This is a genomic window from Ensifer sp. EB106-03-01-XG145 (assembly GCF_058792075.1).
Genome location: NZ_JBYTEC010000012.1, coordinates 153251 through 166648 on the forward strand (window position 1 = coordinate 153251; position 13398 = coordinate 166648).

Annotated in this window: 16 protein-coding genes; 11 read left to right on the forward strand and 5 right to left on the reverse strand. The window is 59.4% G+C overall.

Annotation, left to right across the window (positions count from 1 at the left end; all coding sequences use genetic code 11):
• The first annotated feature begins 3 nt into the window (after positions 1 to 3).
• The gene (locus AC3WWH_RS25025; RefSeq protein ID WP_057253677.1) at positions 4 to 1236 is read left to right on the forward strand and encodes an HlyD family secretion protein; all 1233 of its coding nucleotides are present in this window, start codon (positions 4 to 6) and stop codon (positions 1234 to 1236) included.
• 384 nt (positions 1237 to 1620) lie between these two features.
• On the opposite strand, the gene AC3WWH_RS25030 is transcribed toward AC3WWH_RS25025, so the two are convergent.
• The 3 genes from AC3WWH_RS25030 to AC3WWH_RS25040 form a co-directional block, all read right to left on the reverse strand.
• Positions 1621 to 2109, reverse strand: coding sequence for a GNAT family N-acetyltransferase (locus AC3WWH_RS25030; protein WP_058321327.1), 489 nt, complete (start codon positions 2107 to 2109; stop codon positions 1621 to 1623).
• Positions 2110 to 2290: 181 nt separating this feature from the next.
• On the reverse strand, positions 2291 to 2722 hold the full coding sequence (locus AC3WWH_RS25035; RefSeq protein ID WP_057253681.1) for a rhodanese-like domain-containing protein: 432 nt from the start codon (positions 2720 to 2722) through the stop codon (positions 2291 to 2293).
• 459 nt (positions 2723 to 3181) lie between these two features.
• Positions 3182 to 3733 carry a helix-turn-helix domain-containing protein gene (locus AC3WWH_RS25040; protein ID WP_492377304.1) on the reverse strand — a complete coding sequence of 184 codons (552 nt, stop codon included), beginning with the start codon at positions 3731 to 3733 and terminating at the stop codon, positions 3182 to 3184.
• A gap of 479 nt (positions 3734 to 4212) precedes the next feature.
• Between AC3WWH_RS25040 and AC3WWH_RS25045 the strand changes: the two genes are divergently transcribed.
• The 4 genes from AC3WWH_RS25045 (at position 4213) to AC3WWH_RS25060 (ending at position 8168) form a co-directional block, all read left to right on the forward strand.
• Positions 4213 to 5001 carry a metallophosphoesterase gene (locus tag AC3WWH_RS25045; protein ID WP_492377305.1) on the forward strand — a complete coding sequence of 263 codons (789 nt, stop codon included), beginning with the start codon at positions 4213 to 4215 and terminating at the stop codon, positions 4999 to 5001.
• Entirely contained in the window at positions 4994 to 6925 is a 1932-nt protein-coding gene (locus AC3WWH_RS25050) for an AAA family ATPase (RefSeq protein ID WP_492377306.1), read from the forward strand. The genes AC3WWH_RS25045 and AC3WWH_RS25050 overlap by 8 nt, the downstream gene beginning before the upstream one ends.
• A gap of 480 nt (positions 6926 to 7405) precedes the next feature.
• A complete protein-coding gene (locus tag AC3WWH_RS25055; protein ID WP_492377307.1) occupies positions 7406 to 7618 on the forward strand; it encodes an antitoxin VbhA family protein in 213 nt (70 codons plus the stop codon).
• A gap of 346 nt (positions 7619 to 7964) precedes the next feature.
• Entirely contained in the window at positions 7965 to 8168 is a 204-nt protein-coding gene (locus AC3WWH_RS25060; protein WP_492377308.1) for a cold-shock protein, read from the forward strand.
• A gap of 51 nt (positions 8169 to 8219) precedes the next feature.
• On the opposite strand, the gene AC3WWH_RS25065 is transcribed toward AC3WWH_RS25060, so the two are convergent.
• Complete coding sequence (locus AC3WWH_RS25065) at positions 8220 to 8498, reverse strand: HU family DNA-binding protein (protein ID WP_492377309.1); 279 nt, start codon at positions 8496 to 8498, stop codon at positions 8220 to 8222.
• An 809-nt stretch (positions 8499 to 9307) separates the two neighbouring features.
• Positions 9308 to 9856: a YidB family protein gene (locus AC3WWH_RS25070; protein ID WP_492377310.1), complete on the reverse strand. Its 549-nt coding sequence runs from the start codon at positions 9854 to 9856 to the stop codon at positions 9308 to 9310.
• Between the two features lie 328 nt (positions 9857 to 10184).
• Between AC3WWH_RS25070 and AC3WWH_RS25075 the strand changes: the two genes are divergently transcribed.
• The 6 genes from AC3WWH_RS25075 to AC3WWH_RS25100 all read left to right on the forward strand — a co-directional run bounded on the left by AC3WWH_RS25075 (position 10185) and on the right by AC3WWH_RS25100 (position 13093).
• Positions 10185 to 10412, forward strand: a complete 228-nt coding sequence (locus AC3WWH_RS25075; RefSeq protein WP_492377311.1) for a hypothetical protein — start codon at positions 10185 to 10187, stop codon at positions 10410 to 10412.
• A gap of 302 nt (positions 10413 to 10714) precedes the next feature.
• Entirely contained in the window at positions 10715 to 11137 is a 423-nt protein-coding gene (locus tag AC3WWH_RS25080) for a hypothetical protein (RefSeq protein WP_492377312.1), read from the forward strand.
• A 28-nt stretch (positions 11138 to 11165) separates the two neighbouring features.
• A complete protein-coding gene (locus tag AC3WWH_RS25085) occupies positions 11166 to 11840 on the forward strand; it encodes an SOS response-associated peptidase (RefSeq protein ID WP_492377313.1) in 675 nt (224 codons plus the stop codon).
• Positions 11841 to 11842: 2 nt separating this feature from the next.
• On the forward strand, positions 11843 to 12127 hold the full coding sequence (locus AC3WWH_RS25090) for a hypothetical protein (protein ID WP_492377314.1): 285 nt from the start codon (positions 11843 to 11845) through the stop codon (positions 12125 to 12127).
• A gap of 13 nt (positions 12128 to 12140) precedes the next feature.
• A complete protein-coding gene (locus AC3WWH_RS25095; protein ID WP_492377315.1) occupies positions 12141 to 12641 on the forward strand; it encodes a thermonuclease family protein in 501 nt (166 codons plus the stop codon).
• A 122-nt stretch (positions 12642 to 12763) separates the two neighbouring features.
• The gene (locus tag AC3WWH_RS25100) at positions 12764 to 13093 is read left to right on the forward strand and encodes a sunset domain-containing protein (protein ID WP_492377316.1); all 330 of its coding nucleotides are present in this window, start codon (positions 12764 to 12766) and stop codon (positions 13091 to 13093) included.
• The last annotated feature ends 305 nt before the right edge of the window (positions 13094 to 13398 follow it).

Below are 13398 nucleotides of genomic sequence, written 5' to 3' on the forward strand. Positions count from 1 at the left end.
GCCATGTTCGAATTCATGCTTTGCTCGATGCTGACGATCCTTCCTGACTATCTCTTCCGCCGCTATGTCCAGGGCAAAAGGTTCGGGCGGGAGATCACCATCTATTCGGTGTGGTTCGAACTGCGCTGGGGCATCACCGCCTGCATCATCCTGACGATCTCGCTGATCACGCTGATCTTCTACTTCCACCCGTCGACGAAGAATGTCACCGCGGCGTTCCGCACGGTCGCCATCCTGCCGGAAGCCGGCGGGCGCGTTTCGGAAATCTATGCGACGCGCTTCGAGAAGGTGAAGGCCGGCCAGCCGTTGTTCAAGCTCGACAGCTCCGAACAGGAAGCCGCCGCCGAGGTTGCCCGCCGCCAGATCGCCGAAGTGGAAGCGGAGCTCGCCGTCGCTCGCACCGAGCTGGTCGCCGCCGATGGCGCGATCGTGGAAGCCCAGGCGGCCGTGCAACAGGCTCAGGACGAGTACGACACCCAGGTCGAACTCAACAAGCTGAACCCCAACGTCGTCGCACGGCGCGAGATCGAGCGTCGGCAGGTCAACCTCGAAGGGCGCAAGGGCGCGCTCACCGCTGTCCTTTCCAACAAGCAGACACTGGAGACCAAGCTCGTTTCACTGCTGCCTTCGCAAAAGGCGAGCGCCGAAGCGGCCCTGAAGGAGGCGGAGGTCGATATTAGCAAGACCACCGTGCGCGCCGGCGTGTCCGGCCGGGTGCAGCAGTTCGCACTCCGGGTCGGCGAGGTCGTCAATCCGCTTCTGCGGCCAGCGGGCGTTCTCGTCCCTGAAGATGCGGGCCGGGCGCAGCTGGTCGCTGGCTTCGGGCAGATCGAGGCGCAGGTGATGAAGGTCGGCATGATCGGCGAGGCCACCTGCATCGGCAAGCCCTTCACCATCATTCCCTTGGTCGTCACCGACGTGCAGGACGTGATCGCCTCCGGCCAGGTGAGGGCGAGCGACCAGCTGATCGATGTCGCCCAGATCTCGCAGCCCGGCACGCTCACCGTGGTCATGGAGCCGCTCTATCCCGGCGTGCTCGAGGACATTCCGCCCGGCAGCAGCTGCATCGCCAATGCCTATACCAACAGCCATGACGAGCTCGAGTCGCCCGATATCAGCACCGCCCGCTGGGCCTATCTGCACGTGGTCGACGCCGTGGGCCTCGTCCATGCGATGATCCTGCGCATGCAGGCCCTGATGCTGCCGGTGCAGACGCTGGTGCTCGGCGGGCATTGAGGGGGCGGTGTAGCCTCTGCAGTGCCCCTGCGGCAGTCAATATAAGGGCCCCGACCGGAACTGGTCGGGGCCCTTTCTCTTTGCCTGTTCCTCAAATGAACTGAGCCTCCGCGGGGAACGGAGGCTCAGGCGCGCAATAAAAACAAATAAAGCAACTGCACGGCAATAAAACGCAACCATACTACTCTTCCGGGGATTGTATGTTTGCGGTGTGCAATTACAGGTGCAGTGTGACAAAAGCGGGGTCTGAAATCAATCAAATTTATGTGGCATTTGAGTAGTCAATTCGAGCTAGGCAGGGCCGCGCGGCGGCCTGCCCAAGCGGATTAGAAAGGCTTTGCCGGGGTTAGACGTCATTTTTGCGGCCCATGGCCAGGCTGATCGCTAGCTTTCGCCGCCATCCGCGGTGATCTCCACCGGCATCGTCCAGGGTTCCCAGATCGCATCGTGGCTGCCGCCTTCGCGTCGGTAAAAACGCTTGGCGGCGTCGTTGGTCGCAAGCACGGTCCAGTTGATGCGCGGCGCGCCGGTTCTGGCGGCGTGGCGCTTCAAAGCTGCGATCAATGCGGCGCCTGCGCCCGAGGAACGTGCTGTTTCATCAACGAAAAGTTCCTTCAGCACCAGCGTCGGCTTCAGATCGTAGGTCCACGGGATGACATAGTGTACGGCGATGCCGACTGCACGACCGCCGAGATCCGCGACCAGCACGCCGAAGCGCGGGTTATCGCCAAGCCCGTGTTCGATGAGATCCGCTTCGGTCACGAAAAATTTGTCGATGTAACCTTCGAAGATTGCAAGGCCGCGCATCAGCTCCAGCACATCAGTCACGTCGTGGCGTTCGAAGGGGCGGACGGTGAGGGGTGATGCGTTCATCTCGACATCTCGTGCAAGGGGGGTACCCGTTAGGTGTGGGTTACTGAAGTCCGGCGGGGACGCCGGCCTTGCTGCAGATTCTTTGGATAGCAACCCATTTAGGGACAATTATCCAGCGGTTCGAAGTGCCGTAGCGATCTTGAACAAGGCGCACGCCGCAGTGGTGCGCGCTGACCGGCGCTCAAGCGGCGAGCAGGGCCTGCGCTTCACCCGGTGCTGCGCCGGTGGCGAAGGCGAAGCCTTCGTCTTCCCAGCCGGTGATGCCGCCGATCATGATCTTCACGGGGCGGCCGAGGCGGGCGAGCTTGAGGGCCGCCTGATCGGCGCCGTTGCAATGCGGGCCGGCGCAGTAGGCGACGAAGATGGTATCTTCAGGCCACTCGGCCATGCGCTCGGCACTGATCTCGCGGTGGGGCAGGTGGATCGCGCCCGGCACGTGGCGGCGGGCATAGGCAGCGTCCGAGCCGACCACATGCAAGAGCACGAAATCCTGCTCGCCGCTCTTCAGCGCATGGGCGACGTCGGCGCAATCGGTTTCGACGCTGAGGCGCCCGGCGAAATGGGCAATGGCAATCTCGGGGGAAGCAGCGGGGGTTTCGGTGACGTAGCTCATCGGGGCTCTCCTTGGCTCGGTGCGTGTTGACGAAGAGATATGTAGCAGCGCCCGATGAGGGCTGGCAGTTGGCAACATTGCCATATATGCTCAAGATCATGCCAAAGTCGTTTTCCGCTACCCGATCGCTCCAAAATCCGCTCTATAGCCTCAATTCAAAATGATTTTTTCACGAAAAAAAATGATCTAGTGTGAATCGGATGTCGCATTTATCTGATTGAAATAGCAGAATATTTATTCTGGTTTTCGCGAAAGCGTCGTCTCAACAAGACCTCGAATGCGTAAGTGAACTGCGCGGCCTGTAAGGGGTGTTTTGTACCGATTTCACGTGATGCGCGACTGCGCGTGGAACCTGAATCGTTTTTTTACGCCGAAAAGAGCTCCCCAAAATCCGGTATCGCGAAGAAAATTCCGAGTCTGGTGCATCATTAGATACTTTCGGAATGATGTCGGTGCCCTTTAAACGAGCTTCGCGTCCACGAGCCTCACGCCCACCCCAAAGAAGCCTTGAGACGCCGGGTCTCGTCGGCCCAGGAACTCTATTCCTTGCTCTTCGAAATAGCGCACCAGTTTCTTGTATTTTTCAGTGCTCGCCGTATCCACTCCGGTTACGAGGGAAGTGACCGCCTGTCGATTTATACCAGAGCCCTTGGAGACTGCCTCAAGGCTTAAATCGAGGAAGGAACGCGCGGCTGCGAACGAGATTCGGTGTGCCCTCGTTTGATCGTCTGGGAGCTTTTCTGGTGGCTGGTCCGTAAACGGGTCCCACAGGCGAACGCCGCAAGTGGATATCAATCCCGAACTGATCTCGACTGAACCGAGAAAAACTACGCCGCGACTCTCGTAGAAAAATCGCAGCTTCGAATTCACTTCCTCGCCTGCGCCATCCTCCCGTTCGGCCAGTTGAACGGAACGCAAAGAAGTCTTTGCCAGCTCAGCCAAGCTTTGTTGGGAAAGTCCAAAAAGGGCTCGCGCAGCCCTCAACGCAGGTGGTGGAACTTGCGGCTTCATCGGCTTCATACCGAGTGAAGAACCGGCCCTCCTAAAAAAAGTCAAAGAAAAACAAAATAGGGTCTTTTAATTCGCTTTTCGTTGGTTATTGTGCACGAAAAGCGTAAATAGTTTGCGCATACTGAACGATAGCGGAGGCTCTATGAGCGATTCGTCAGAGATTTGGTTCGGAATGAGTCGGTCGGGGCTTGTGTCCCATCTTCGGCGTCTCGCCAGCGACATCGAAAGCTTGGACACGAGCGGTCCAGACTCCGGCGACGTGGTTGCGATCAATTCATGGTCGCTGGCACAGCGCCCTGTGCCATGCCTCATCGGACGCCCGATCGGTCATCCTGCCATCACCGACGATAGAGCTGCGCGGACAAGCGAGCTCTTCTATTTCGATCCGGAAAAGGGGCTCGCGCGCTCGTTTTCTCGTTGGTATCGGCTGGGCACCCCCAATCGCCCCGCCCCCTGGCACTGACGGAACAGGGGAAGCAATGAAAGCTTGGATTTTCTCCGACCTCCATACCGAGTTCGACGACAAGCCCAGTCCGTTGGATGTTCCCGAAGCCGACGTCTGCATTTGTGCAGGAGACATTTGCGACGGAGGTCCCGCCAAAACAGTCCGCTACCTCGGCGACCACGTCTCGCGGTCGATGCCGGTAATCCTAGTCCCCGGCAACCACGAGTATTACCGCAGTTCAATCGTCGAAGGACTGAAAGAGGCATTCGACACGGCTTCAGAGCGCTACCCGAACGTCCACGTGCTGAGCCGTCGTGCGGTCATCGTCGGCGGCCATCGGTTCGTCGGCGCGACGCTGTGGGGCGACTTCAACCTTTACGGCAACATGTATTGGGCGCTTCGTACTGCGCAGAATGAATTGAACGACTTTCGCAAAATCAAGGTTTCGAAGGAACCGTATCAGCGGTTCACGTCGGGCCATGCGAGCGGCTTCAATAACATGGACAAGCACTTTATCCGGACCACCCTTGACGAGCCATATGATGGTCCGACGGTCGTCGTCACGCATCACGCGCCCAGTGTTCTTTCGCTCGCTCCGGAATTCGTCGGCGCACCGTTGACCCCAAGCTTCGTCTCAAATCTCGAGCTGGACATCGCCAAATACCAACCCGTCGCCTGGATTCACGGCCACCTGCACAATCGAAGCGACTACTCCATCATCGACACCCGAGTAGTCTGCAATCCCCGCGGCTATCCCGATGAACCGGTGCCCGATTTCGACCCGGGTCTTGTAATCAACCTCGGAGATCACACAGTTGGCTAGACGTTCTGACAAGCGGTTTCGCTGCCCATGGAAGCTGTCGAAACCGAACGACGATCCTTTTGTCACCCTGCCGGTTTTCCTGGCCTACTGTTCGATCGCGGCGGCGCTTCGTTCCAGGAATCGGAAGAACTCGAAGTTCATTGCGATTTTGCAAATCCAACACGACTGCTACTTGCCGATTTACTCCCAGGCTGCCGAGGTCTTTCTTATGGGCCTCTGGGAGGAGCGGGACTACAATCCGTGTATCAGCGCTTGGGACGAAAAACGCCACAGGGACCAAGTCGTGGCCCTGAACAAGGACCAGGCGATTTTCTTCGCAGGGCCCGACCGAGAGCTGGACACCGAAGCGTGGCTCCTCGCGGATGTCGTGGTGAGCGTCGCGCCACCGACCAGACGGCAAGCAGAGGCGGCGCTGCGACGTTTCGGTATTCCCGTGACCGACAGGGACATCGAAATCCTGTTATCGGAAACATGGTCTCGACTACACCAGGCTTTCCAAACCCGTCGTCAGCCGACTTCCGCGATGGAGCGGCTACGCCAATATCCCCGAGCTTCGACTATTGCCGTAAATGAAGACACCGAAGGGCCGTCGCTTGACGAAATGCACGGGTTCGGACCGCTTCTCGAATGGGGGCGCGACCTCGAGATCGACTTGGCAGACTACAAGGCCGGACGTATCCAGTGGGAGGAGGTCGACTCCGGAGTCTTGATTTATGGCCCGCCTGGTTCGGGGAAAACGATGTTTGCCGGCGCGCTGGCCAAGACCTGCGGCGTTCCTTTGATTTATGGCTCTGTTTCCGCCTGGCAGATGGCGGGTGCCCTGGATGAACATTTGAAAGCCATGCGAGCCTCCTTTGAGGAAGCCAACACAAAGGCTCCGGCAATTCTCTTCGTCGATGAGGTCGACACTTTCGGAGACCGAAGCGCAACTGACCGTAACCGCGGCTACATGCGCGGCTTAATCGCAGGCTTCCTTGAATTGCTGGATGGTTTTAACCGGCGCAAAGGGGTCATCGTCATCTCGGCGTGCAACAACCCGGAACAGCTCGATCCGGCAATCCGACGGCCAGGCAGGCTTGGTCAGCATTTTGAGGTCACGTTGCCTGACGAAAATGCCAGGCATTCAATTCTGAAATATCACAGCGGCATCGACCTCGATCCGAATCAGGCCGAGCAGGTCACCCTTGCGACCGAGGGTTATTCCGGAGCCGACATCGGGCAACTCGTTCGGTTCGCAAAGCGATCGGCGCGACGACGACGGGAAGACTTCGCCGGTGCGCACATTGTCGGAGAATTGCCGCCGGAACCCGAGCTGCCGGCCGACTACCTTCATTCCGTCGCTGTGCACGAGGCCGGCCACGCCATTGTCGCCGTTGAGCTCGGGTTCGGTGAACTGGTGAGCGTCAAGATTGCCAGCTACGCCATACCTGGGAACGCCAATCAGGTCGGCGGGGCGATCTACGCGATGCCGCGGCATATGCGCAGGACCCGAGCTGCGTACCTCGACGATATCGCAGTGACTTTGGGAGGCATTGCTGCCGAAACCGTGGTGTTCGAGGCATTCTTCGACGGCGCGGCAGGTTCCCATAATGCCGACCTGAATTCGGTGACCAGAACCGCGACCCTCTTGGAGGCCGGACTTGGGATGGGAGAGACGCTGATGGTGGCGGACAACGCGGCGAGCCGGCTCGAGGCACTCCGCGCCAACGACCCCGGATTGCGGAAGCGGGTGCACGATGTCATCGCCAACGAGTTCGAGCGAGCCAAGGAGATCGTTCGGAGCCGACGCGCCGCATTGGATGAGATCGCGGGACGCTTGATCGAAGCGAGATCGCTGTCCGGCGACGAGGTCCGGGAGATCGTTGAAAGACGTCGCCGGCCGACGGTCAGCCTCGCAAAGATTCCACGCAGCTTGGGGTCATAGACATGAGAAAGAAAGGTCGGTGCCGCAAGGGGCGGGGTTCGCGGTCAGGCAAGTCAAAACCACGAGCGGAGCAACGCACTGAAGACCGCTCTTTTGGGTCTGGTCTCGACGAGGTCGGGTTTCGTCCTCTCGGGCGACGTATCTTGGTCTCCAAACGATCGGGCGGTGAGCCGGGAAAAACGGCGTCGGAGGCCGGGACCGAACCGTCGGCTTCGAGGGGCTGCCCCGTGCCGCCCAATTATGACCCGTTGGGCTACGATACTCGCGATCCGTCGTGGGTCCGGAAAGCGGCCGAAGATGCCTTATCAGGTGCAGACAAGGACGAGATCGAGAAGGAGGTCGATGCGGCGCTGCGGCGATGGAGGCTTCGCGATTGAAAAGAGTGGCCACGCTTCAACTGCCGCAGCCGGAGAGCGAATGACCTTCGTTTCAGTCGACCTAGCCGAGCGGCGCGGGCTCAACACACATTGAGGAGAACCTATGGAGCGAAAGGGGTTTGCTCCCACAACCGAACAGAAGGTTCAGGATGCGGTCGCTAACTCCCGTCTGTCCGGTTACGAAGTCACCGAGGACGTAAAGGCCGACATGCTGCGGATCGCTCGCGGCGAAATGTCAACAGACCAGCTGGAGGCTTGGGAGGACCAGCAGGAAAGCCGTAGGGAGAGGCAGTATGGCCCACCGCTCCACGATTGAGTTCGAAGTCCTAAGCCCCGACCTCGTTGACGAAGTACAACGTTTGCTTCCGGTGCTATCAGCCGGCGGCCAAGTCACTGTTTCGCTCTCATCTGAACTCGCGCGCGTTATCGCAAGGGTTCTCAGAGCTGCTTCGGAACAAGGAGCGGTGGCTTTTGGGCCGGTCGATCCAGAGATCACGGCTCGGCAAGCGACAAAAGTCCTCGGCACTGCATTGGCCCCATAGGTCGAACCACGGCCTTCCGAACTGGTAATCGAGCGGTAAGGGTTTTGTCGTACTGGCCTAGTTTAGCATTTTATGAAAAATGGCTATCCGCACGAACCGGGCGAACACGAGAGGGTCAATATGGCGACGGGCAAGGTGAAGTTTTTCAACACGGACAAGGGCTTTGGTTTCATTACGCCGGATACAGGCGGCACCGACGTGTTTGTCCATGTCTCCGCGCTGCAGTACGGAGATGTCCTTAAAGAGGGGCAGACGGTGTCCTATGACCTGGGACAAGATCGCAAGACGGGAAAATCGAAGGCCGAAAACGTTAGGCCGTTTTGACAGCATAATTCTTGAAGAGAGGCTCCGGTGACACCGGAGCCTCAATCATTATCACTTGTTGAGCGCATCCTTGAGCGCCTTCGCCGGCGCAAAATTGAGCTTCTTTGCAGCAGCGACCTTTATCGTCTGCCCTGTCGCAGGATTACGCGCCTCCCGCTCGGGAGTGTCCTTCACCTTGAACTTGCCGAAGCCCGGGATCGACGTCTCGCTTCCCGAGGCTGCCGCTGCGGTGATTGCCGCAAACACCGCCTCGACGACTGCCTTCCCCTGAACCTTAGTGAGGCCGTGGGCGTTTGCGATGTTCTCCGCGATTTCGTTTGTTGTTGTCATAGTTCCCCCCATTGTTGACGCGTCAACTTGGCAGGCTGAAGAATTACTGTCACCGGGCGGAACAAAAGCAGTGGCGGTACACTGAGGATTTCCACAAGTACATTGCCGCGCCAAGGACCGTTGGTCTGTGCGCGAGCTTTCTATTAGACAGCCGCATACTTCCGCTTCCCGGAAACCGGGCCATGGTGGCACACCAACCCTTAGTGGTGATTAGTCGTCGCGATCTCTCGCAGACACTCGGGCATCGCATCGATCGACACCGTCCGCGCACATTCTCTCACATCCGCCTACAACGGTTCGTCGAAGCCTGGAAAGGGGAAGCTCGCCTTGAACCTGGTCACCAGGGCGTTGCGTTCGAGCTCACCGTAAACTTGGCACGACTTGCATTCGACGACGATGATTTGGCCTTTGAGGGACCTAAGCGTAGCGACCTCAGACAATGGCGGCATCCGCCTTGCGATCGTCGGCGTGCCGCGCCATGCGAAGGTTCTCGTCGCTCATTTTTCACTCATCCAGTCGGCTTTCGCCGGCCGACCTATTCGCTTCGCCACGCAGAAACCTACGCGGGCGGTTGATCGTTTGAAAGAGGCTCCATGGGCAAAAGACCCGTAATTTCGCTTGTTCGGCAACTTGAACGAAGGTCGGGCAGGGAACGCGGCACGCTCGACAATCGCCATCCGGTCAGGACGCCGGGTAAGTCCATGTCGTGTGGCGCGCCGCGCTGATACAGACTTAGATGTAACGGCCGGAACGCCTGTGCGTTCCATAAGGACCGCGCGTTGTTTGCCTTTGGGTTCGGACGTCTTTCGTCAAATCATCTGCGGATTCACGGTTGAGACTGACCCACGTGTCTCGTCATCAGACGGTAGTTGGCCATTGGGAGTCAGATCATCAACGGCGGTCGGGAGGTCCCGGCTCAAGCGGCCTAGTATTTCCTCGGGCGAGAGCCCGGTCCTTGCCGAGAGGTCATTGAGGACTTCTGGGCCAAGTACATCGGATAGTTCGCGGTCGTCGACCGGTTTGTTCTCGCCGGGCTGGACCCATGAGTTAGCCGTTTCCCCGTGCCCTTTTTCTTGGAACTGTTGGAGCAACTCGCCAAGGCTGCCGGCGAGACCGCCTCCTGCGGCAGCACCGCCAAACAGTCCTCCGAGGCCTCCGAGACCACCCGCGCCCGTTTGGCCGCTGCCCGCCAGCCCGCCGAGGAGATCGCCTAATCCGCCGCCCGATTGAGGTTGACCATCGGCTCCTGGCTGCGAGGGATTTCGCAGTCCATTCAGCAGCTCGCCAATTTTGTCCCGGTTCTGATAGCCCGCCACAGCCAGTACCCCCAAGAGGGCCTTCAAAGCATTGCTAACCATTGCTCGTCTCCCTGAAAGGTGATGTCCTTGCCCGATGACGGATTTCTCGGTAGCCGCCTTGGATCGGAACAATCGTAAACGCCTGGGGACCTCGCATGTTCCTCCGAAGCCACGGTGCGGACGATGATATGGACGGAGACGCGGAATTCGGAACGTTCAGTTCAGATGAGGATTGCTAGACGCCCTTTTCCTCGGTGCGATCGCCGGTCAGCGGATCGTGGTCTTGACTCCCCTGGCTCCTGGAACATAATAGGAACATTGGCGTTGCGGCCGCCACCTGAACATTGGAAAATGAAGCACTCCAGCGCGAGCCGGAGGAGGAGAAGTTATGTCCGCAGCCAACCGGCTCATCCAGATCGAAGATAAAGCTGAAGCGATCGACGAGATTGCTGCGGCCGTGGCCTGGCACGATGGTGACGCGCAAGCGACGATCCGGACGCTGCTGGCCGACTGCAAGCACCTTCGCGAGCAACTGGCGTTGGTCGAAGCGACCATGAGCGTCGGCTTTGCCCGCGGCTGGCGTCCATCTTCGGACAGGGCCGAGGAGGCGCAATGAGCGACGAGCCGGAGGCAACAGCAACGAGGACAGGCGCAGGGCCCTACGTTCACTATTGCCGGGAGCCCGGTTGCGGAAAATGGGGCGGTTTCGGGTTTGCAGTCGGGAAAGGAGAGCCTCAGTGGTACTGCTTCGAGCACCGACCCGAGGTCTGGCCGCCAGCGAAGCAGGCAGCCTAGATGCCGTTCTCCAAATGCTGTCTGCCGTGCTGACTGGCAACGTTGAGGAAAGCCGCTGACCCCGAAACCCGAAGATTGACGTGGGTCGGCGACGTTGTACCTTTGGATGTGGAGGAGACGACAATGACAGACGATCCTTCAGAGACTGGCAAGTTCACTCCAGGCGAGGTCGCCGACGACGCGCCCGAAAATCCCTTCGAAACCGCCGAAACGGTTGGTCTGCCTCCGCAACGGATCGACATGCAGGACCTGCCAGCGAAGCTGCGCGAGGCCATCGACCAGCGTGACGACCGCGAAGGGTTTCGCGGCTATGCCATCGAACTCGCCAACATGCCGGAGGATGTGCCAGACGGCTGGCTCTACATCGCCGTCTATGGCGGTGGCGCGAAAGCGGGCTGCACGTACATCGATCGTCGGTATTATTCGGAGCGCACAATCGAGGGGATGGAGGTCGAGATTGGGCCAGCATGGCTGAATGTAGACAATGTCGACGATGCCGTCCGGTTGTTCTTGGAGATACTGCGGGACGGTGGCTGGGTCGACTAGCCAACCGAATTGGCGAGGGGGACTGCGCATGTGTGGGCGTTTCACGCAGATGATGGAGTGGGCCGAACTGGTGCGGCTCTATCGGCTTTCCGACAAATGGTACGGCCGCAACACGCCGGCGCGCTACAACGTTGCGCCGACGCAGACCGTGCCCTTCGTGCATCAGGGCCGCGACGGAGCGCAACAACTCAGCGAGGGGCGTTGGTGGCTCGTCCCTTTCTGGGCGAAGGAAATGCCAAGGCACCCGACGTTCAACGCCCGCTCGGAGGAGGCTGACGTCAAGTCGTCCTTCAAGGACTCGTTCAAGGCGAAGCGATGCCTGGTGCCCGCCGACGGCTTCTACGAATGGACCAAGGGCGAAGACGGAGGAAAAGACCCCTGGTTCATACATCTGCCGGACCGCAAGCCGTTCTCCTTCGCGGGCCTCTGGGCCTACAACAAGGCGCTTGACGTTATCAGTTGCACGATCCTAACGATGGCTGCCGGTCAGCCCATGAAACAGCTCCACGACCGCCAGCCTGTGATTCTGGAGCCGGAGGCCTACGACGTCTGGCTGTCGTCGGAGACCAGCGCGCCGGACGCCAAGGCTCTACTCCAGCGCAATCTGGATGGCGATTTGCAGTTCCATCGCGTCTCGCGCGACATCAACTCGTCGAAGTTCGAAGGCGATCCCGGCATCAACGTGGCGTTCGCGGGTGCCTAGCGATGTCCAGCTTCTTCACGGCGGCGCTGCCATACCTCTTCACCGGTTTCTCCGGTGCGGTGCTGGCCTGGCTTCTCTTCTGGTACCTCAGGTCGCTGTTGTTCTATTGGCGGAACGGCTGGGATTTCTCAGTCGATTTCGGCCCGCCGATGGCATGGGGCGACGAGTTCCAAGCATCCAAGAACGAAATGCAGCCTCGCGAGAAGGTTCTCTGGGGCTATCCAATCACTCTGTTGATCTGCGCCTACATTTTTGGGGCCTCGGTCTACTTCTTCTGGGGCCATTGAGGTTTCGCGCACGATGAAATGGGTCATGGTCGTCTTCGCCGGATTGATCTCTGTGTGTCCGGCGTTCGCTGAAGACGCAATCGTCGGCCGTGCGTCGGTTATCGACGGAGACACCATCGAAATCGCCGGCGAGCGGATCAGACTCCACGGCGTTGACGCGCCGGAATCCTGGCAGGCATGTGAGGACGGCGACGGGCTCCGGTATCAATGCGGCCGGGAGGCCGCCATGATGCTCGATCGGTTTCTCCAGGCATCCCGGCCCGCGCGTTGCGAGTTCGTCGAGCGTGATCGGTACAGGCGTTTCGTGGGCGTCTGCTTCCGCGCTGATGGAGTAGAGGTCAACCGCTGGCTCGTCGAGAACGGTCTGGCAGTAGACTGGTCGCGATACAGTGGTGGAGCCTATGCAGACGCTCAGGACAAAGCGCGGACGCAGGCGCTAGGTATCTGGCGAGGTGCGTTTCAGTTGCCATGCGAAGCGCGAGCGCAGCGCATGAAACTGTCCCCGTCTTGCTGACGCGATAGCAGGAACCATTCGGACGAACACAGGAATTTAAAGGTTCTCTATTTTAGAGGTTGCTTTGACAAGGCTGCGACTTTGACGTTCAATCCCTATGCAACGGTGGCATAGGGGGAGATATGCGCCATCAGTATCGCAAAGTCCCGCAGCGTCGGAGGAGATCGCTGCTGCGCGAAGCGCCGGCGCTGCTCGTCCTTGTGGGCGTTACAGGCATAGCTGGGGTGGCTTCGGTCGAGGATTGGGTCGCCGAGCCTTCGTCGCTCCTCCCCATGGTCGACCCAAGTTGCAACATCAAGGGCAATGTCAGCATCAACACCGGAGAGCGGATCTACCACGTACCAGGCCAGACGTTCTATTCAGACACAGTGATCAATTCGCGATACGGCGAACGCTGGTTTTGTAGCGAGGCCGAAGCGCGGGCCGCTGGTTGGAGACGGGCACGGCGATAAAACCGTCCTGGCTGCAAGTTTGTCGAGCGCGATCGGTGCCAACGTTTCGTTGGCGATTAACGCGGCAATCGCCCTATCAGCACGACGTTATCGGTGCGGTTACCGCAATCGCAGCGGAACCGGCTGCGCAGGTTCATCAGGTATTGGTCACCCAAACGCTCCAGCAACGCGTCCTTGTTGAGCCAGCCTATGCGACCACACGCGGAGCAACGTGCACCCAACACCTCCTGACCTGCCACGGAACTTTCACCCAGCAGCGACTAGAGCCCCGGCGGTTCTGAATACGCCAAGTGGCGCGGTGTGAG